The 20394-nt window shown below is 73.0% G+C and carries 11 protein-coding genes and 1 tRNA gene; 2 read left to right on the top strand and 10 right to left on the bottom strand.

Annotation, left to right across the window (positions count from 1 at the left end):
- Positions 1 to 16 precede the first annotated feature (16 nt).
- Entirely contained in the window at positions 17 to 865 is an 849-nt protein-coding gene (locus H9652_RS06000; protein WP_191795435.1) for a helix-turn-helix domain-containing protein, read from the top strand.
- Positions 866 to 1300: 435 nt separating this feature from the next.
- Here H9652_RS06000 and H9652_RS05995 read toward each other — a convergent pair whose 3' ends face one another.
- From H9652_RS05995 to H9652_RS05950, 10 genes are all read right to left on the bottom strand, one after another.
- Entirely contained in the window at positions 1301 to 2914 is a 1614-nt protein-coding gene (locus tag H9652_RS05995; RefSeq protein WP_404822002.1) for a bifunctional 3'-5' exonuclease/DNA polymerase, read from the bottom strand.
- Positions 2915 to 3304: 390 nt separating this feature from the next.
- Positions 3305 to 4159: a carbonic anhydrase gene (locus tag H9652_RS05990; RefSeq protein WP_191795433.1), complete on the bottom strand. Its 855-nt coding sequence runs from the start codon at positions 4157 to 4159 to the stop codon at positions 3305 to 3307.
- 286 nt (positions 4160 to 4445) lie between these two features.
- Entirely contained in the window at positions 4446 to 6653 is a 2208-nt protein-coding gene (locus tag H9652_RS05985; RefSeq protein WP_191795432.1) for a hypothetical protein, read from the bottom strand.
- The gene (locus H9652_RS05980; RefSeq protein ID WP_191795431.1) at positions 6650 to 7816 is read right to left on the bottom strand and encodes a VWA domain-containing protein; all 1167 of its coding nucleotides are present in this window, start codon (positions 7814 to 7816) and stop codon (positions 6650 to 6652) included. Before H9652_RS05980 ends, H9652_RS05985 begins: the two co-directional genes overlap by 4 nt.
- Positions 7813 to 10428 carry a DUF5682 family protein gene (locus H9652_RS05975; protein WP_191795430.1) on the bottom strand — a complete coding sequence of 872 codons (2616 nt, stop codon included), beginning with the start codon at positions 10426 to 10428 and terminating at the stop codon, positions 7813 to 7815. Before H9652_RS05975 ends, H9652_RS05980 begins: the two co-directional genes overlap by 4 nt.
- A 53-nt stretch (positions 10429 to 10481) precedes the next feature.
- A complete protein-coding gene (locus H9652_RS05970) occupies positions 10482 to 11639 on the bottom strand; it encodes an ATP-binding protein (protein ID WP_191795429.1) in 1158 nt (385 codons plus the stop codon).
- On the bottom strand, positions 11633 to 15427 hold the full coding sequence (locus H9652_RS20230) for a DUF4132 domain-containing protein (protein WP_191795428.1): 3795 nt from the start codon (positions 15425 to 15427) through the stop codon (positions 11633 to 11635). The genes H9652_RS05970 and H9652_RS20230 overlap by 7 nt, the downstream gene beginning before the upstream one ends.
- 419 nt (positions 15428 to 15846) lie before the next feature.
- Positions 15847 to 15920 (bottom strand) — tRNA-Val (locus H9652_RS05960).
- Positions 15921 to 16159: 239 nt separating this feature from the next.
- Entirely contained in the window at positions 16160 to 16636 is a 477-nt protein-coding gene (locus H9652_RS05955; protein WP_318244003.1) for a peroxiredoxin, read from the bottom strand.
- Positions 16626 to 17039, bottom strand: a complete 414-nt coding sequence (locus H9652_RS05950) for a DUF3052 domain-containing protein (protein WP_030151692.1) — start codon at positions 17037 to 17039, stop codon at positions 16626 to 16628. Before H9652_RS05950 ends, H9652_RS05955 begins: the two co-directional genes overlap by 11 nt.
- Positions 17040 to 17558: 519 nt before the next feature.
- Here H9652_RS05950 and aceE point away from each other — a divergent pair.
- Complete coding sequence (aceE, locus tag H9652_RS05945) at positions 17559 to 20321, top strand: pyruvate dehydrogenase (acetyl-transferring), homodimeric type (protein ID WP_191795427.1); 2763 nt, start codon at positions 17559 to 17561, stop codon at positions 20319 to 20321.
- Positions 20322 to 20394 lie beyond the last annotated feature (73 nt).

Raw genomic sequence — 20394 nt, 5'->3', positions numbered from 1 at the left:
GACCTACCGTGGAGACATGGGACAGCACTACGTGCGCGCCTTCCCGACCGGACCGCTGGAGTCTGCGGTCGGCTCGGTCCTGGGCTACGAGATCACGGGCTCCCCCTCGGTGCACCGCGGGCTGCCGTCACCGTGGCTGACCGTCGTCATCAGCCTCGACGGCCCTGTACCCACGGCGACGGGGCCCGGGGACGCGCCCCTGCACCGGTACGCGTCGCTCGTCGGGGGTCTGCACACGTCCCCCGCGTACATCCATCAGCCCGCGCACCAGGAGGGCGTCCAGCTCGCGCTCGACCCGCTCGCGAGCCGCGAGCTGCTCGGCGTCCCACCCGGCGAGCTGGGCATGGTGACCGACGCCGACGACGTGCTCGGCCCTCTCTCGCGCGACCTGCGGGAGCGGGTCGGCGAGGCGACGTCGTGGGACGAGCGACTCACGCTCGTCGCCGAGGCGTTGCGACGCCAGGCCGAGGGCCGCAGGCCTGGCCTCGGACGGGTCCGGGTCGAGGTCGCCGAAGCCTGGCGCCACATCCTCCGCAGCAACGGCAGGGTGACCGTGCCCGACGTCGCCGCGCACGTCTGGCTCAGCCCTCGCCAGCTCACGTCGCTCTTCTCGGCCGAGCTCGGTCTGAGTCCGGGCGCGGCCTGTCGCCTGGCCCGTTTCGACGCCGCTCGGTACGCGGTGCGCGCGAGGTCCCTGGCGCCGTCGGGGCCGAACCTCGCGGACGTCGCGGCCCGCACCGGCTACGCCGACCACTCCCACCTGGTGCGCGACTTCCATGCGTTCGCGGGCGTGAGCCCGACGGCGTGGCTCGCCGAGGAGCGCGCAAACATCCAAGCCGGGGGCGGTGCACCGCGCGCAGGCTGAGGTCATGGACACGCACACGACTCCCCAGGCACAGGTCTGGCCCACCCTCCAGGCGCAGGACGCGTCCGGGCTGATCGACTTCCTCGTCGACGTGGTGGGCTTCCGATGCAACACCGTCATGACGAGTGACGGAGGCGTCGCGCACGCGCAGCTCGACTGGCCGCCGGGCGGCGGCATCATGCTGGGCTCGTTCAAGCCCGACGGCGAGTGGTCGCGTCCGCCGGGCACGTTCGGCGGGTATGTGGTCGCCGGCGAGCCGGCAGCGGGACCGGGATCGAGGAGATCGCGGACCGGGCGGAGCACGTCGGCGCGGTCGTCGCTCCGCTGCACGAGACCGACTACGGCAGTCGTGAGCTGGTGCTGGCGGACCCCGAGGGAAACCTCTGGTCGGTGGGGACCTACCGCGGCGAGCCACGGGACGCGTGACCGACCGCGCTACTTCGCCTGCGAGTAGTCGTCGACGATCGCGACCGTGAGCGGGAAGTCGACCGGGAAGTCGCCGAAGAGGAGCTTCCCGGCCTCGGTGCCCGCGGCCCGGATCTCGCCCGCGACCTGCTCGGCGAGCTCGGCGGGAGCGTGCACGATGATCTCGTCGTGCAGGAAGAAGACCATGTGCGGCTGCTCGGTGAAAGGGACGGGGGCCAGCCCGGGCGTCGCCGCCCGGGGCATCGCGGCGAGGCGCCCGCGCAGCGACGCCATCCAGCACAGCGCCCACTCGGCGGCCGTCCCCTGCACCACGAAGTTCCGGGTGAACCGGCCCCAGGCACGGGTCTGGCTGCGGGCGCGGGACTGTGCGTCGCTCGACGCGGACTCGTCGTACGCGCTGCCCTGCGTCTCGTCCCAGCCTGATCCGGGCGGGGGCGAGCTCCGGCCGAGGCGCGTGGTGACGATCTCTCCGCGCTCGCCCGCCCGTGCGGCCTGCTCGACGAGGTCGAGCGCGCGTGGGAACGCCTTCGCGAGCCGTGGGAGCATGCGCCCGCTCTCGCCCGTCGTCCCGCCGTACATGGCGCCGAGCATGCCGATCTTGGCCTGGGCACGCGTCTCGACCGCACCCGTGTCGACGATGCCCTGGTACATGTCACCCCCGCGCCCCGCCTCGGCCATGACGAGGTCGCCCGAGAGCCCTGCGAGCACGCGGGGCTCGAGCTGTGCGGCGTCGGCGACGACGAGCTTCCACCCGGGGTCCGCGACCACGGCGGAGCGGACCTGGTGCGGGAGCTGGAGCGCTCCCCCGCCGTTCGCGGCCCAGCGCCCGGTCACGACTCCCCCGACGACGTACTCGGGCCGGAAGCGGCCGTCCCGCACCCACGTGTCGAGCCAGTTCCAGCCGTTGGCGGTCAGGAGGCGGCTGAGCTTCTTGTACTCGAGAAGCGGCGCGACGACGGGGTGGTCGACGCGTTCGAGGTCCCACTTGCGGGTCGACTTCACGCCGACGCCCGCGTACTCGAGGGCCTTGAGGAGCTCGGGGGCCGAGTCAGGGTTGAGCGCAGGCGCGTCGAGCGCCGACCGCACGCGCTCGGCGAGGGCCTCGAGCCGCGCGGGCCTCAGCCCGAGCGGCGGCCGCGCGCCCAGGATGCCGGTGAGCATCGCGTCGTGGAGGTCCTCGCGCCAGGGCAGTCCGGCGTGGCTCATCTCGGCGGCCACGAGTGCGCCCGCGGACTCGGCGGCGATCAGCAGCCGCAGCCGCCCCGGGCCCGACGACGTCGCGACCGCCTCGAGCTGTCGGCGCAGCTCCCCCACGGGGTCGGGTGGGGTGACGGCCCGCCGGTCGCCGAGGTCGAAGAGCGCGTCCGGGCGTTCGATGCCCGGGACGGGGGCCGTGGGGACCGGGTGCATGTCGTCCCAGGCGTCGCGCGGCCCCTGCGCCAGGCGCGTGCCCGTCGTGAGGACCGATCGCCGCAGGATGGCCCGGGTCAGGCGCAGGTCGTGCGCGCGCTCGACGCGCAGGCCCCCTGCGAGGGCGGCCGGGTACCAGAGGTTGGTGTCGTCGAGCACCCAGCGGGTCGTGGGCGTCGCGACCTGCGGTGCGCCGGGGGTGGCCGTGGCCACCGCGGGGCTCGGGTCCGGGGGGACGGGCTGCTCGAGGGCGGCACCCGGCCAGGTCGTGCGGCGCGAGGCGGGGTGCAGCCGACCGCCGTGGGGGTCGAGGTCCTCGACGTCGACGACGCCAGGGTCGGCGGACGACGTGCGGAGCGGGACCGAGTACACGCCCCGGAGTCTGCCGTGAGGGTCTGACATCGGGGCGTCGCAGCCCGCCTGCCGGGGCCACAGATACGCGCCGTCATCATCACAGGTATTGTCGGCAATTCCTGAACGGCGGAACCAGAAATCCGGCCCCTCATGAGAGAGTTCTCATTTCCACCTTCGGATCCGACGAAAAAAGCGTCCGGCCGCCGACAAGAAGTCGGAGACCGGACGCCTTTCCAGCCGGACGAGGCGTCAGTCCACGTCGACCTCGAACAGGCTCCTGCCGTTGAGCGGCTGCACCGGACGACTGTTCTCCGGGTGCACCGCGGTGAAGGCGCCGAGCTGCGACTTCGAGATCGTCCGAGGACGCTCGTAGACGCTCCAGAGCACGCCCTCGCTGCACGGCGGCGTCGTCAGCGACCCGTCGTAGCGGATCAGGTCCGACCACGCGGGCACCAGGTGAGCCGGGTTGATCTGGACCGGCTGGGGCGCGACCGACGACGTCGCCCCGGCGGCCGCCGGGATCGCGTCGAAGAAGCCGGCGAGAGCAGCGTTCTCCCGGCCGAGCTCGAACAGCACCCCGAGCGCCGCAAGCTTGCCCTCGGCGCTCTGGTGCACCAGATGGAGCTCCATCGCAGCCGGCTCGCCGTCGATCGTGTGCTCGCTCGGGGTGTGCAGGTGGAACTGCCGGAGCTCGTAGCGGGTCCCGTCGAGCGTGATGGCGTTGGGGCCGACCGTGGTCAGGTCGGCCTGGATGGTCTCCCCGGTGTCGCGGACCGTGAACGCGGCGCGCTCGTAGTCGAGCACGGGAGCCTTGACCTTGCGGCTCTCCGTGAGGGAGCGCAGCGGGATGTCGACGGGCGACTGCTTGCTCGTCGGCGTCGAGGCGCACGTCGAGGCGATCTCGCCCCAGTGCTCAGGGCCGGTGGCCCCTTCGTAGGACCATCCGCCACCGGGCGCCGCGAGCTCGAGAGTGCCCGTCGAGATGCTCGCCGCGGCGATCGCGCTCGTGGGTGCGCTCGCGGGCGCCGCCCACGCGGAGACGCCGCCCGTCAGGGCGAGCGCCGCGGCGGTCAAGGGAACGTAGAAAGCTGCGTACTTCGTCATACGGAACTCCGATCACAGGTATCGGTCACACATGGCAGAAGAATCGGCGTACCGAATCCTCCCGGCCGGATACGTCTTCCCCCGTCCGGCCCGCAGGACACTATGCGCACAATTCGTCGACCTTTGAGGTGCAAACAGAACATCGACAGGTCCACCACGCCATCTTCACATCGCCTCGGGCAACGAAGAATGCACTTCACGGCACCGAAAATGCTGTGACGAAAATGACCAGAACTCTGCGAGGTGCGGATTCACCACCCTCGCCCCTGACGGTGACCGCCCTGCGCTAGGCGTCCGCGAGCGCCGCCGCTCGTCCGAGCACGAAACGTGCGCGCAGGAGCGTGAAGGTCGACACGTCAGTCGTCAGCGCCTCGATCGTGCGGCCCACGGTCACCATCCCGAGGTCGTGGGCGAGCCGCGCACGGTCGCCGAGCACGCTCTGCTGGTGCGCGGTGAGCCTGCGGCGTCCGGTCGCGCCGAGCGAGTCCACGACCTCGAGCGCGGGTTCGCACACGCGTGCCACCGGGCCACGGGCGACCGGTTCGGCCACATGGACGGTCGAGCCCCGGTGCAGCGCCGCGATCCGGGCCCTCAGTCGGCGCAGCGCGGTCCAGCTCACCGCGCGGAACACGGGGGACATCGACGGCGAGAAGAGCTCGACGCTCCCCTGGCCCGTCCGCAGGAACACTCCGACGGGCTCGTCCGCCCCCGTCGAGGCGTCGCGCTCGACGAGGACCGCGACCACCTGCTTGCGCGACGCCACGACCGACAGCAGCGCCTCGACGCTGCGCTCGTGCTCGACGCCCACGCGCAGGACGTGCGTGACGCCGTCGGCGGCCGTGACCGGCCAGGTGACGTCGCGGCGGACCTCGTCGACCCCGACGGCCCCGGTCTCGCGCACCATCACGAGCCGGACGCGACGCCGAGCCCGTCCGAACCCGACCGTCCCGGTGGTCACCCCGTCCAGGTGCTGCGCGATCTCCCGCAGCTCACCGACGTCGAAGCCCCCGCCGGGGACGAGGCTCGTGCGCGCGGTCGTGCTGATCGACCCGTCGGGCCGCATCTCGGCGTCGGCGAGCTCGAACGGACCCGCGCACGCCGCGGCGACCGACGCCTTCCAGAGCAGCGGCAGGTCGACGTCGCGGCGGAAGGTCGGGTCCGCGCCCGAGGGCCGCGCGACCGTCGCGGTCCTCAGCGTCCCGTGACGCGTGTCCCAGGCCGTGAGCGTCAGGCCGCGGGCGCCGCTCGGTGCCCGCCACCACCGCACGCCGAGCGGGACGAGGCGGCCGGGAAGGTCGTCGCCGGGTTCCGCGTCGGTGGTCCGGCGCACCGGTGCCCCCAGGAGGGCGGGGAGCGCCCCGACGGGAGCGTCCCGCAGCGCCGCCGCGAGCGCCCACGCCTCGGCGAGGGCACCGAGCGCGTCGGCCTCGCTCACGTCGTCGTCGCGCGACGCGAGACCCGCGACGAGGCCTGCGGCGACGAGCAGCAGCCGGTGGAGCAGCAGCAGGCCGACGAGCCGCGCGCGGGCCGCGGCCCCGCGCAGCGTGTCTGCGGCGTCGGCACCGAGGTGGGACAGCCCGGCGTCGACCACGTGCCCGACGACGGCGCTCACCTCTTCGATCCCCGCGCGCTGGGCGGTGGTCAGCTCGCCCGAGCGTTCGACCTCGATCTCGTGGGGCCACGTCCACGGCCTGCCCTCGCGGGCGAAGACCCGGACGACGGCCTCGAGCCGTGCTGCGCCCTGGTCGCCGGCCGAGCGCGCACCGGCGACGACCATGCCCGCGAACCCCGCGGGGGCCACGAACACGACGTGGGTCGGGGTGTCGCTGCCGTCGGTCCACCCGATCGTGAGCCGCGCGCCGTCGGCCGTGACCTCGCACGCGGTCGGTGCCCCCGGGCCTTCCTGCGCGAGCCCGGCGAGAAGCGCGGCCGGGAGCCGTTCGACGACCCGGCGCAGCGCGGGCCTGCCCGCGGCCCGGCACACGGCGACGGGTTCGAGCGCGAGGAGGTCGGCCAGGACGTCCGGGGCGGTCGCACGGTCGACGGCGCCGGGGCCCACGGCGCGACCGGCGTCGGCGCTGGTCGGCGCGGGCTCGGCGGGCCCGTGCGGGCCGGCGGGGTCGCGCGGGCCCGCGTCCTCGGCACCGCGGCCTGCGGTCGTGGAGCGCGGCCCGTCCACGACCGCAGCGGTCGATCCCGGCTCCCCCGACGTCCCGCCCGTCACCCGCTCACGGGCCCACAGGCACGCCGCGACGACGTGCTGGCACACGCCCGCCGTCGGGCACGAGCACGACGCCGCCACCGGCCCCTTGGGCCCGAGCCGCACCACCGCGCTCCCGCACGCGACCACGACCTCGACCGTGGACTCCGACGTGAGCGACACGTCGCCTGCCACGAGGTCCTTGCGGGCGCGCCGCAGCAGACCGGTGTTGGCGAGCGCGACGAGCGCGGCGTCGTCGTATCCCGCGAAGACCGCGAGCCAGCCCGGCGTCATACGAGCACCTCCCCGAGCCACTCGGCGAACCGGTCGGGCGTGAGGGCTGCGACGTGCATGCCGCACTCGGCGAGGCGGCGGGCCGTCCCGTGGTCGTAGACGGGCTCGGCGGCCTCGTCCAGCGCCGCCAGCCCCAGCATCCGGACGCCCGACTCCGCGAGGCGGCGAACGCCCGCGAGGAGCTGGGTGACCGAGCCGCCCTCCTCGAAGTCGCTCACGAGCACCACGACCGTGCGGCTCGGGTTCGTGACCTGCTGCTCGGCGTAGCGCACCGCCTTCGCGATGTCGGTGCCTCCGCCCAGCTGTGCCGTCAGCAGGACCGCGACCGGGTCGTGCGCGAGGTGCGAGAGGTCGACGACGTTCGTGTCGAAGACCGCGAGCCGGACCGTGATCCCCGGCAGCGCCGACATGATCCCCGCACACACCGCGCTGTAGAGCAGCGAGGCTGCCATGGAGCCCGACTGGTCGACGAGCAGGACGACCTCCCAGGTGAGCGTGCGTCGCGCCCGCGACACGAACCGCACGTCCTGCACGATCAGTCGCCCGGACTCCGGGTCGTAGCGCGAGAGGTTGGCCCGGAGGGTGCGCTTGCCGTCGAAGTTCTGGCTGACCTTGTGCATCGAGCGTCGCGACCTGTCCTTGCGGCCGGTGAGCGCGGTCGCGAACTGCGGGCGCAGCCGTCGCACGATGTCCTCCACGACGCGCGCGATGACCGTGCGGAGACCGGCGGCGGCACGCTCGTCGAGGCGACCGCGCACCTGCAGCAGCGCGGTCGCGAGCTCCCGGCTGGGTTCGAGGGCCTCGGCCGCTTCCGGGTCGGCGAGCAGGTCCGTGAGCTGGTACCGGCTGACGGCGTCGACCTGCATGCGCTCGAACGTCTCGCGCGGGAACAGCGTGCGAGCCTGGCCGAGCCAGTCGAGCGCCTTGAGCGCCGACGGGTCGAGGCTCCCGCCACCACCACGCCCGCCCGGCCCCTTGCCCAGGCGGTGCCCGCGCTCGACGTACTCGCGGTCGTAGAGGTACTGCAGCGCGCGCTCGACTCCGGCGTCGGACGGGTCCTGCGGAAGCTCCTGCGCGGCGTAGCGGCCCAGGACGAGCCGCCAGCGGCGTGCGGCCTCGAGCTCATCGGCGGTCGCCGCCGGGCGGGCGGTCGGGACGGTCACGGCTGGTTCTCCTGGTCCGACAGAGGGTTGGCAGGGGTGTGCCGCGACGCGCCGAAGCCCCAGGCGCCCAGCCCGTCGCGCGTGAGCATCGCGGCGAGCTCGCGTTCGAGCGCGAGCCCCGCACGGAGGTCCTGCTCGGTCGCGGCCAGGTGCACGTCGATCCTCTCTGCCCGGGAGCCGGTGCGCGTCGCGACCTGCTGCGCGAGCCGGTGCGTCTCGGCGGGCTTGAGCCACGTGAACGCGCGGCGCAGGTCCGGCAGCACGGCCAGGAACGCGTCCCCGTCGAGGTCACGGAGACCGGTGTGGACGGCGTCGAAGAGCTCGGGGGTGTGCAGCAGGAGGTCCGGGGCGACGCGCAGCAGGCCGCCCAGGAAGCGGACGACGGCGACCGGGTCAGCGCCCGGGCTGAGCTGGGCACGCACCTCGGCGACCAGGACGTCGTCGTCGAGAGCGTCCTCGGTCGCAGCGAGCGCCACGAGCGCACCCCGGACGCCGGGGGCCGCGCCGCGGTCCTCGCGGAGCCGGGCGAGCTCGCGGAGCACGGGTTCGGCCCGACCCGTCGTGCGCGTGAGGGCGCCGCCGGGCGGGGGCGCGTCCCCGCGGGGGTGTGCACCGCCGTCGGGCACGGGTGCGGGCGTGGCGCGGCCCGCCTCCCGCAGGAGGTCGCGCAGGGCGACGAGCGTCCCGACGGCGGCAGGTTCCGCGTCCGCGTCGACCGCACCGAGGCCCGGGACGAGGTAGGCGACCGTTGCGAGGCCGTGGTCGAGCAGGTCCAGCAGGTCGTCCGCGTGGTCCTCCAGGCCCAGCTCGACGCGCGCGTCCCACAGGTCCACGAGGCGGTGCAGCCCGCCCACGACGGACTCGAGCGACGGGTCGACGTCGAGCGTCGAGCGCAGGAGCGCTACCAGGCGGTCGAGATGCTCCGACAGTCCCGCGACGACGGCCTGGGCCACGAGGCGGGCCACGCCGAGCGCCGAGCGACCCGTCGTCGCGAGCTCGTGCTCGAGGCGGTGGAGGCGGTGCACCGCGACGGCCTCGAGGGTCGCACCCTGGTGCGACAGCTCGACCAGCGACGCCTCGACGAGGGGGGTCCAGGCGTACTCCCACTCCTCGATCAGGAGGCCCATGCCGCGCCCCGCGACGTGGTCGGGCCCCGAGACCTGGTGCGCGAACCCGCTCCCGACGAAGTCCATGAGCGCCAGGAACGCCCGGCGCTCCCGGTGGCGGGGCGTGCGGCGGGCGTCGAGACGCGTGCGACGCGGCGTCGAGTCCGTCACCACGAGACGCAGCTCCTCGGCCCGTTCCCTCGCGCGCTGCACGAGCGGCGGTGACGCGGTGCCGGGCGGTACCTCGCCGAGCGCACGCCCTCCGAACACCTCGGCGACCGCCTGCCCGAGCGGGCGCCCGATGCCCACGTCGAGCCCGCCGTCGTCCTTGACGAAGCACGACGTGAGCGCGTCGAGGAGGTCCGTGCGTCCAGGCCACGGGCGCTCGCGCAGGTCCGCGAGCCTGGTCGCCTGCTCGGCCGCCGACGCGATCTCGGCCAGGCTCACCTGCGCCCCCCGCGCGGTGGCCTCCGCGGCGACGTCGACCAGCAGCGACGTACCCAGCGCGCTCGGCCCACCCGGCTCCCGGTGCGCGGCCCAGAGACGCTCGTAGAAGCCGGGCGACGGCATGCCCGCCCCGTAGCCCCGCAGCCCGTCGAGCCGCTCGTGGTCGTAGCGGATGAGCCAGGCGTCGGCCGACGTCGGCGGGCCGTAGCCCCCGGCGGGACGGCGGCGCACGACCGCCTCGCCCTCGGGCGCGCCCGTGAGCGCCTCGACGAGCGCGAGCGTGTGGAACGCGCCGGTCACCACGACCACCGGCCCCTCGACCCGGGCCCGGTGCTCGGCGACCCGGGCCGACATGAGGGCCTCGCGCGCGAGCGACCCGTCGGCGTCGAGCACCTCCTCCTCGTAGTCGAGGCGTGCGAGCCCCGCCCATGCGAACACGTCGTCGAAGAGCTCGCGCCAGTCCGCGAGCCGCTCGCTCGTGCGCGCCTCGAAGAGGTGGTCCCACACCTCGTCGTGGTCGCGGCACCCCAGGCGCTCGGCGACCGCGGCGATCGTCCGCGAGTGCGCGAGGTTGCGCTCGGACTGGAGCGTACGGGCGAACGCGTCGTCGTCGGCTCCCGGGGCGTCGTCGGCTCCGCCGGGCGCGTCCTCGACGCTCGCGCCGTCGTCGGGCACACCTCGTCCGGGCGCGTCGCCGGACCGCTCGTCGCCCGCACGCGCGACCCACGACAGGTCGACGAACGCGACCTCCGCGCCCAGACGGGACCCGGTGCGCAGCGCCACCCACTCGGGCGAGAACTCGGCGAGCGGGTAGAAGCCCGCGCCGCCGCCCTCGGTGCCCAGGCTCAGGACCGCGACGGGCGGGCGCGTGCGGGGGTCGAGCAGCGCGGGCAGCAGTCGCCCGTACTCCTCGGGCCCCTCGACGAGCACGACGGCGGGCCGCACCTCCTCGACGAGCGCCCCGACCGCGAGCGCGCACGCCGGGCTGTGGTGCCGGACAGGCGCGAGATAGATCCCGTCGGCCCGCAGGCGCTCGACCGCAGCGGCGGCACGTTGCATGCGCGCGGGTGCACGCCCCCATGCCGCCCGTGCCGCCGCTGCCGAGGCCTGAACTACTGCCACAAGGACTCCGCCGCGGAGAGGAAGGACTTCCAGCGCGGGTCGCGTCGCGCCCGCTCGCGCACGACGTTGTCGACGTAGTGCCGCAGGCGTCGCGCGTCCTCCTCGTCGCCCTTGGAGGCCACCCCCGCGAGCTGGCGCGCGACCTCGGCGGGGGTCACGGTGCCGTCGCCCAGGTAGCGGGCCTCGAGCGACGCGGCGACCGCGACGTTCACGGCCTCGGCCGTCGACATGACGGTCTCGGGACGCTTGACGGGGGCGCCGTTGCTCGTTGCCCCGGCCCGCAGGTCCTGGAACGCCGTGACGAGCACGTCCAGGACGTCCCGCGCGAGCGGTGGGCGCTCGCTCGCCGGGCCGAGCTCTGCCGTGAGCTGGGCCTCGATGAGGTCTATCTCGAACTGGCGGTCCGTGAGGGGCTTGATGGTCTCGAAGTTGAACCGTCGCTTGAGCGCCGCCGACATCTCGTGGACTCCCCGGTCCTTGAGGTTCGCGGTCGCGAGCACGTTGAACCCCGGACGGGCCGATACCCGTGCCTCGCTGCCGAGCTCGGGGATCATGAGCTGCTTCTCGGAGAGGATCGAGACGAGGGTGTCCTGGATCTCGGGCGCGCAGCGTGTGATCTCCTCGAACCGGACGACCTTGCCCGCGCTCATGGCCTGCTGGACGGCCGACGGGACGAGCGATCGCTCGCTGGGTCCCTCGGCGATGAGCAGCGCGTAGTTCCACGAGTAACGGACGTGGTCCTCGGTCGTGCCCGCGGTGCCCTGGACGGTGAGGTTCGACGTCCCGCTCACCGCGGCCGCGAGCAGCTCGGACAGCATCGACTTCGCGGTACCGGGCTCCCCCACGAGCATGAGTCCCTGGCGACCGAGCAAGGACACGACGGCTCGGTCCACGAGCGGGTCGTCACCGTAGAACTTCCGTCGCACCCCGAGCTCGGCGTCGCCCACGACGAAGGCCCGCACGGCACGGGGGCTGAGCCGCCACCCGGGCGGCAGCTCGGAGCCCTTGGCCCGGTCGGCGGCCTCGAGCACCGCGAGCTCGTCCGCGAAGCGCACCTCGGCGGGCGGGCGGATCTCCTGGGCGGGGCCGCGGTCGAGGGCCGATGCCTCGTCGTGGGTGCTCGCAGAGGTGGGCGGAGTGGTCACCATGCGCTCTTCTTCTCCCAGGCGGCGTCGAAGCTGCCACCGGCAGCGACGGTCAGGTAGTCGCGGTACGACTCCGCGACGAGGACGGGCGGCAGGTCGGCGAGACGTGCCTCGGCGCTCTGCCCGTAGGCCCGGGTCGAACGACGGAACACGAGCTCGGTGATCGCCGCGGGGATGTTCTCCTCGGGCAGGAACGCGCCCGTGAACTCGATGACCGCGGTGATCCCGACGCTCGGGTACGCCTTCTCGTAGCCCGAGAACCAGCCGCCGTCCTCGGCCTGGCTGCGCGCGTAGCCGAGCTTGGTCGCCCGCCCGCGGACCGTGAAGCTGTCCGTGAGCCAGCCCTTGCGGTCGCTGATCGCGGTCGCCTGGCTGTCCAGGGCGGGGACGTCGACCGTGAGCTGGTCGAACAGCGGCCTGATCTCGTAGTCCGCGAGGTGCTCGCGCCATCGGCCGGCCTCGTCCGCGCCGAGCAGCACGCCGTGCGCGACCGAGACCGTCGAGCCCTGCGCGAGGGTCACGTCCTCGTCGTCGACGTCGATGAGCGCTCCGGCATCGCCCGGGCGGAACGCCCGCTGGTCCGGACCGGGGTTCTCGAGCCAGACGAGCCCGGCCGCGAGCCGGGACATGACGGGGTGCCCGGCCACGAACTCGAGCCAGTCCGCGACGGGCCACTCGCGCCCCGTGCACATGGCCTCGTAGAGGCGCTGGGTCTGGAGCGCGACGACGGCCTTGAGCTCCTTGCGGCTCGTCGAGAGCTGCGACTTGGCGGCCTTGACCTGGCCGGGGTCGTCGTCCGCGCGGGGCGCAGGCAGCGCCTTGACGACCTTCCCCGCGTCGTTGGTGAGCTCGAGCGTGAACGTGGGCGTGATGCGTCCGGTGTACTCGCGCGACCCGAGGTCGAGGTGCAGGATCCCGTCGTCCTCGAAGCCCGCAGTCTGCACGGTGCGGTCCGCCAGCTCTTCGGCGGACCAGCCGCGTCGTTCTGCCAGGTCCTCGGCGAGCTGCTGCGCGGCCGCCTGCACCGTGGCCTGGCGGTGACGCCGCGCCACGGACAGCAGGAGCTGGATCGACGCGGGGTCGCCGTTGGCCGCGAGCGCCCGGACGAGGGCCTCGATCTGGGCGCGGCGCGTGATGTGCGTCTTGAGGTACTGCTGCACGGTGCGCGTCAGCTCGGCGCCCGGCATACCGACGGTCAGCGCGAGCAGCCCCTTGTCGGCGATGGCCGACCCGAGGTAGTTCGCCTGGTGCTCACGGAACGCATCCTGGTGGTGCTGGTCGACGGTCCGCGAGGCCTCGGCCTCGTAATACTGGGGGTGCTGCTTGTACCAGTGCTGGTAGCGGTCGTACCGCTGCTGGGCCTCGCCGTCCGCGTAGGCCCGGCTCTCCTCGGCCGTGGGGCCCTGGGTGTCCTTGCCGATCCACGCGTCGAGCACGAACCGGCCGAGCGCCGCACGGCTCTCGTCGTCGAGCAGGGACTCGTAGCGCGCGATCAGGCCCAGCCCGCTCGGGTCCTTGAGCTTGACCGCGAGCACGACCCACCACCGCACGACCTCGACCGGCACGGGCTCGCCGTCGGCGGCCCAGCGGAGCGTGGGCAGGCCGTCGAGCGGGAACCAGGCCATGCTCGCGGGTGCCTTGGCCTTGAGGCCCTTGGTCGCCTCGGCGAGCAGCGTCGCGGGCGCGAGCTCGGGGGCGATGTCGTCGCCGAGCGCCTCGAGGGCGCCGAGGAGCGCCGCGCGGGCCACCTCGCGACGTTCCTTGGCGAGCGCGGCTCGCAGTGCCGGGATCGCTGCCGGGTCGCCGAGGCGCTGGAGCCAGACGGCGGCCGTGGCGCGGATCTCGGCCTTCCCGTCGCGCAGGCCCTGCTCGGCCAGGTCGCGCGCGCCGACGTGCGACTCGAGGACCTTCTGCGCCGCGACGCGGTGCGTCTTGCCCTCACCCAGAGCGAGCTCGGCCAGCCGTGGGAGGTAGCGGTTCGGGATCGTCGGGAACCCGCCGAGGATCGTGAGGGCGACCTCGAGCCGCTCCGAGCGGCTGGAGGTTCCGACCGTGCTCGGCGGACGCAGCCCCAGGATCGTGTCGAGCGCGCGCGGGTGCTCGGCGAAGTAGGGCCACAGGTGCTCGGGGGCGAACGTGCCGCGGGCGAACCAGGAGTCGAACACGAGCTCGGCGACGGCCGCCTCGGAGTCCTGGACGCCGGCACGCTCGACGCCGTCGGCGAGGATCCGGAGGTCGAGCGCGATGTCGGTCGTCGCGTTGAGCTGGTACCAGGGGTAGCGCTGCCGGCCGCCGCCGTGCGAGCGCGCGAAGCGGATGTCGTGCAGCATGGTCAGGCCGTCGAGCCGGCTCCGGATCGCAGGCGCCTGGAGCTCGATGAGCACCTTGTGCGGCGGCACCTTGGTCAGGGCACCCGAGAGGTACTGCGCGACCTGCGTGAGGTGGTCGTCGGTGATGGCCGCGAGGTCCTTGACGGCTCCCCGGGCGTGGGACAGGCGCCAGCTCTGGGCCTCGGCCTTGGGCAGCGCCTCGAGCACGGCGAGCTCGTCGCGGGCCGCGGCGAGCCGGCGGTCGACCGCGTCGCGGGCCGAGCGTACGAACGGCTCGCCGAGGACGACCTCGGGCAGGGGCGTGAAGGGCGGGACGTCGAGGGGCTCGTCGACGACGACCGTCGCGACGTCGAGGGCCGTGGCCCGCTCGATCGCGTTCGACAGCAGCGTGCCGCGAGCTCCCCGGCCGTCGGCGGCGTGCGCGCGCCGCAGGGCGTCGATGCCGCCCTCGACCCCGACGAGGTGGGTCACGAGCCCCGCGAGCCGGCTCGCGGGCATCGTGGTGAGCAGGGGTTCGAGGAGCTCGACCTGACGCGTGGCGGGCAGGGCCGCGAGGTTCCCGGCGGCCTCCTCGCGCACGGACTTGGCGTTGTCGGTCGCGAGCTGGGCGACGAGCCCGACGAACGCGTCGAGCGCAGCGGGCCGGGTCCGCAGGAACTGCAGGAGCTCGACCTTGCCGGTCGCGCGCAGCAGCGGTGCGACCGCGGCGACGTCGGCCGGGTGCGCGACCAGGTACTCCTCGACGCCGGGCTGCGCCGCGAACACCGCGAGCGGGTCGCCGTAGTAGTCCGCGGTGACGGGGCGGTCGAAGATCCCGGCCACGACGGCGGTCGGGATGCTCTCCTCGGCCACGCCGCCGTCGCGCAGGATCGCGGTCAGCAGCTCGGGGGTCCACTGGCTGCGCACGCCCGGCTTGCCGTTCTTGCCGGTGGTGCGACGGTCGCCGCACGTCTTGGCGGTGTCGGTCAGGAGGGCCGCGAACCAGGCCGGGAGCCGGTCGGAGGCGCGTGAGACGTCGGGCGAGACGGCCGCGAACAGGCGACCCAGGCGCACGAGCGCGTCGATGCCGACGGGCTCGGTCAGCGTGTACAGGTTGCTGCGGGCGGTGGCACCCTTGCTGACGTTCCAGCCCGGCACGCGCTCCTTGATGGTCTTGTCCTCGGCCTGGGTCGTGTAGGTCCAGACGCCGAGCGTCGCGGGCCGGTTGAGCAGCCGGTCCACCGCGTCGTCGGTGCGCTGCGACAGCTCGGTCACGAGCTCCGGTCCGTCACCAGTGTGGACGTAGGCGATCGCGCGGGCCGCGAGACCTTCGGTGTCCGCGTCCAGGATCTTCAGTCCGTCGACCAGCCGACCCGAGGGCGCGGTGCGCCGCCGCCCCTCCGCCCGGCCGGGCGCCATGCCGCCGCCCTCGGCCGCGCCGTCGTGGTCTCCCTGGAGCCAACCCTTGATCTTGTCGAACACGCGTCCCACCGTCTCCTCCGGGCCGCCGGACCGCGTCCGGAGGCCGCCGCGCTCCGTCGGCGCGGCGTCGTCGGTCACAGTAGGAGAAGCCACCGACACGCGTCGATGCTGTCAGTGGAGATCGAGCGGGTGATTCGTCGGGGGACGCCAGCCGCGGCCGGCCCCCTCCCCGCCCGACGGCGCCGCACGGCCCCGGTGGCCGGGTCGGGCATGTTGATGGTCGGCTCGCGAGGAGGCTCTTCGCCGAGTGTGCAGTTCGGGCGGTCCACGACGTGTGTGAACGACCCGAACTGCACACTCGGCGCACGCGCCGAAGACGTCGCGACCTGCCCAGAGGCAGGACGAGAGAGCTTCGGCGGGGAGCGAGGGAGTCGGGCGACCGCTCGACCTCGCGCGCCCTCGTCGAGCGAGGGTTGGGGTGGGCCCGGAGGGACTCGAACCCCCGACATCCACGGTGTAAGCGTGGCGCTCTAACCAACTGAGCTACAGGCCCCAGAACAGCGGTGCACAGCCTACCGGGTCACCGGCCCTGCCTCGCACATCCGCCGCACGCCGGGCGTCCCGTGCCCGACGGCGTACGGCCACCACGGGCGGAGCCGGCCAGAGCAGCCGACGAACCCACGACCAGCACCCGAGGTCCGGCGCCCCTGCCCCGTCGCGCCGACGGGCCCGAAGCAACCGACGGGCGCACCACGGCACGAGGCCACGGCACGCCCGTCGAGAGCTGCGGGGTCAGAGATCCGCGAGCGCCGCCCGGTACCCGGCGAGGTCCCGGCGCTGCCCGCGCGGGTTCACGACGGACCACCGCACGACGCCTTCTGCGTCGATCAGGAAGCTGCCGCGGATCGCGAGGCCGCGCTCGTCGTCGAACACCCCGTACTGGCGGGCGACCTCGCCGTGCGGCCAGAAGTCCGAGAGGAGGTCGAACGTGTACCCCTCCTGCGCGGCCCAGGCCTTGAGCGAGAAGACGGGGTCGCACGAGATCGCGTAGAGCGAGACGCCCGCGGTCTCGAAGTCGGCGATGTTGTCGCGGAGCTCGCACAGCTCGCTCGTGCACGTGCCCGAGAACGCGAACGGCACGAACACGAGCAGGACGGGTCGACCGCGCAGGTCCGCGAGGCGGACCGGGGTGCCGTGCGTGTCGGTGAGCGTGAAGTCGGGGGCGAGGTCGCCCGGCCGGACCGTCAGCTCGGGGGCCTCAGCGGCCACGGCCGCGCGTGCCGAGCTTGGTCGCGGACCAGTCCGGCGCGATCGCGAACGTGCTCGTGGCGTGCAGGCCGGCCGTGGTCGCGGCCTCCTGGAGGTCGTTGTGGCCCACGTGGCCGTCGCGGCCTGCCTTGGGCGTGAAGATCCAGATGAGACCGCCGTCGTCGAGGACCGTCTGGACGTCGACGAGCATGTCGGTCAGGTCGCCGTCGTCCTCGCGCCACCAGACCACGACACCGTCGGTGACGTCTCCGTAGTCCTCGTCCACCAGCTCGGAGCCGACGAGCTCCTCGATCTCGGCGCGGAGGTCGTCGTCGACGTCCTCACCCCAACCGAACTCCTGCACCACATGGCCAGAGAGGAACCCCAGGCGTCCTGCACCCTGGGGGTCCGGCGTCGCTCCCACTTGTGTCTCTTTCCCTTCTTCGTACTGCTCGATGATCTGTGACCTGCTTGGCAAAGGTAGCCCACACCACTCCCGCGTGCCTCAGCAGGGGCGGGTGCGTCGCTCGGGCCTCTTCACCGTGCAGTTGCACCAGTGTTGCGGTGTTCTGCACTCGGCACAACGTCGGCGCGCCACGGAAGGTGCCTCGAGCACGGGGCGGGCGCTCCGCCGTCGAGCACGACGACGCCCGACCGCGCACGCTCGACGGACACCGCGGACGCCCGCCACAACCTCTCCTCCACCCTCTGCGCACCGGACGCACACACTCCTGTGTCGTGGAGATCACGCTCTCTTGACCCCCTTGTGGTGTGACTTCCAGGCCGCGGGGTAACAGAATGGTTCGACCACCCGAGAGTGTGGAGGCACAGTCGCCACCAGCGGCTGCTACCGCCGCGCAGGAGTGGCTGGAGGTGAGCGGGCACGGTGTACCGCGCCGTGATTCAATCCGAATACCGCTCCGAACAAGATATGAGGTTGCTGGTGGCTTCGTTTGACGAGACCGGACCGCTGATCAACGGTCTGCTCAGCCAAGTACCGGACATCGACCCCGCTGAGACGAGCGAGTGGGTCGAGTCCCTGGACGGACTGATCGACGACCGTGGTGGCCCCCGCGCCCGCTACGTCCTGCTCAACATGCTCAAGCGAGCACGCGAGCGCAACGTGGCGATCCCGACGTCGGTGAACACCCCCTACGTCAACACCATCGGTGTGCACGAAGAGCCGTACTTCCCCGGTGACGAGGCCATGGAGCGTCGTTACCGCAGCTGGAACCGGTGGAACGCGGCCGTCATGGTCACGCGCGCGCAGCGCCCCGGGATCGGGGTCGGCGGGCACATCTCGTCCTACGCGTCCGTCGCGACGCTGTACGAGGTGGGCCTGAACCACTTCTTCCGCGGCAAGGACCACCCGGGCGGCGGTGACCAGGTCTACTTCCAGGGTCACGCGAGCCCCGGCGTCTACGCCCGTGCGTTCCTCGAGGGCCGCCTCTCGGCGGACCAGCTCGACGGGTTCCGCCAGGAGAAGTCGCACGCGGGCGGCGGTCTGCCGTCCTACCCGCACCCGCGCCTCATGCCGGACTTCTGGGAGTTCCCCACGGTCTCCATGGGCCTCGGCCCGGCCTCGGCGATCTACCAGGCGTGGACCAACCGCTACCTGCACAACCGCGGCATCAAGGACACGAGCCAGCAGAACGTCTGGGCCTTCCTCGGCGACGGCGAGATGGACGAGCCGGAGAGCCGCGGCATGCTGCAGCTCGCCGCGCAGCAGGGCCTGGACAACCTGAACTTCGTGGTCAACTGCAACCTGCAGCGCCTCGACGGCCCGGTCCGCGGCAACGGCAAGATCATCCAGGAGCTCGAGGCGCAGTTCCGCGGCGCCGGCTGGAACGTCATCAAGGTCATCTGGGGGCGTGAGTGGGACACCCTGCTCAACGCCGACAAGGACCGTGCGCTCGTCAACCTGATGAACGTCACGCCCGACGGCGACTACCAGACGTACCGTGCCGAGAGCGGCGCGTTCATCCGCGAGCACTTCTTCGGGCGCGACCCGCGCACCAAGCAGCTCGTCGAGAACATGTCGGACGACGACATCTGGGCCCTCAAGCGTGGCGGCCACGACTACCGCAAGCTCTACGCGGCGTACGCGGCGGCCACGGCCCACACGGGCCAGCCGACGGTCATCCTGGCGCACACGGTCAAGGGCTACGGCCTGGGCTCGGGCTTCGCCGGGCGCAACTCGACCCACCAGATGAAGAAGGTCGGCCTGGCGGACCTCAAGACGCTGCGCGACTCGCTGCGCATCCCGATCACGGACGAGGAGCTCGACGCCAACCCGTACGAGCCCCCGTACTACCACCCGGGCGCCGACGCGCCGGAGATCCAGTACATGCAGGAGCGCCGCCGCCAGCTCGGCGGGTACGTGCCCGAGCGTCGTGCGGAGCCGGCCCCGGTCACGCTGCCGGGCGACAAGACGTACGAGATCCTCAAGAAGGGCTCGGGCAACCAGGAGATCGCCTCCACCATGGCGTTCGTCCGTCTGCTCAAGGACCTCATCAAGGACAAGGAGATCGGCAAGCGCATCGTGCCGATCATCCCGGACGAGGCCCGGACCTTCGGTCTGGACTCGATCTTCCCGTCCGCGAAGATCTTCAACACGCAGGGCCAGAACTACCTCGCCGTGGACCGCGAGCTCATGCTGAGCTACAAGGAGTCCGAGGCCGGTCAGATCATGCACACCGGCATCAACGAGGCCGGTTCCGCGGCCGCGTTCCAGTCGGTCGGCACCTCGTACGCCACGCAGGGCGAGGTGATGATCCCGTTCTACATCTTCTACTCGATGTTCGGCTTCCAGCGCACGGGCGACCAGTTCTGGGCCGCGGGCGACCAGCTCACGCGCGGTTTCATCATCGGCGCGACGGCCGGGCGCACGACGCTCACCGGTGAGGGCCTGCAGCACGCGGACGGTCACTCGCCGCTGCTCGCAGGCACCAACTCGGCGATCGTCCAGTACGACCCGGTCTACGGCTACGAGATCCGCCACATCGTGCGCGACGGCATCGAGCGCATGTACGGGCCGGGCAAGGACGGTCACGGCGAGGACGGGCGCGACCAGAACGTCATGTACTACCTGACGGTCTACAACGAGCCCATGCAGCAGCCGGTCGAGCCGGAGGACGTGGACGTCGAGGGCATCCTGCGCGGCATCCACCGCATCAAGGTGTCCGAGGCCTCGGGCCCCAAGGCGCAGATCCTCGCCTCGGGCGTGGGCGTGCCGTGGGCGCTGGAGGCGCAGGAGCTCCTCGAGAAGGACTGGGGCGTCTCCGCGGACGTCTGGAGCGTCACGAGCTGGAACGAGCTGCGCCGTGACGGCCTGGCCGCCGAGCAGGACGCGTTCCTCAACCCGGCCGCGACGCCGCGCGTGCCGTACCTGACGGCCAAGCTCCAGGGCGTCGAGGGTCCGTTCGTCGCGACGAGCGACTACGACCACCTCGTCCCCGACCAGGTCCGCCAGTGGATCCCGGGCGACTACGCGGTGCTCGGTGCGGACGGCTTCGGCTTCTCCGACACGCGTGCCGCGGCCCGTCGTCACTTCAAGATCGATGGCCCCTCGGTCGTGGTCCGCGTGCTCCAGCAGCTCGCGAAGCAGGGCAAGGTCCCCGCGGAGGCCTCGGCCCAGGCGATCGAGAAGTACCGTCTGATGGACGTCACGGCCGGCACGTCCGGCAACGCGGGCGGCGACTCCTGATCGTCCCCCGCCCGTAGTGCCCGACGGCGCCGCTCACCTCCCGGGGTGAGCGGCGCCGTCGGCGTTCGTGGGT

The sequence above is a fragment of the Oerskovia rustica genome, from assembly GCF_014836555.1.
GTDB lineage: Bacteria > Actinomycetota > Actinomycetes > Actinomycetales > Cellulomonadaceae > Oerskovia > Oerskovia rustica.
The sequence above is the reverse complement of the archived record's forward strand: the minus strand, read 5'-3'. Positions and strand labels throughout refer to the sequence as shown.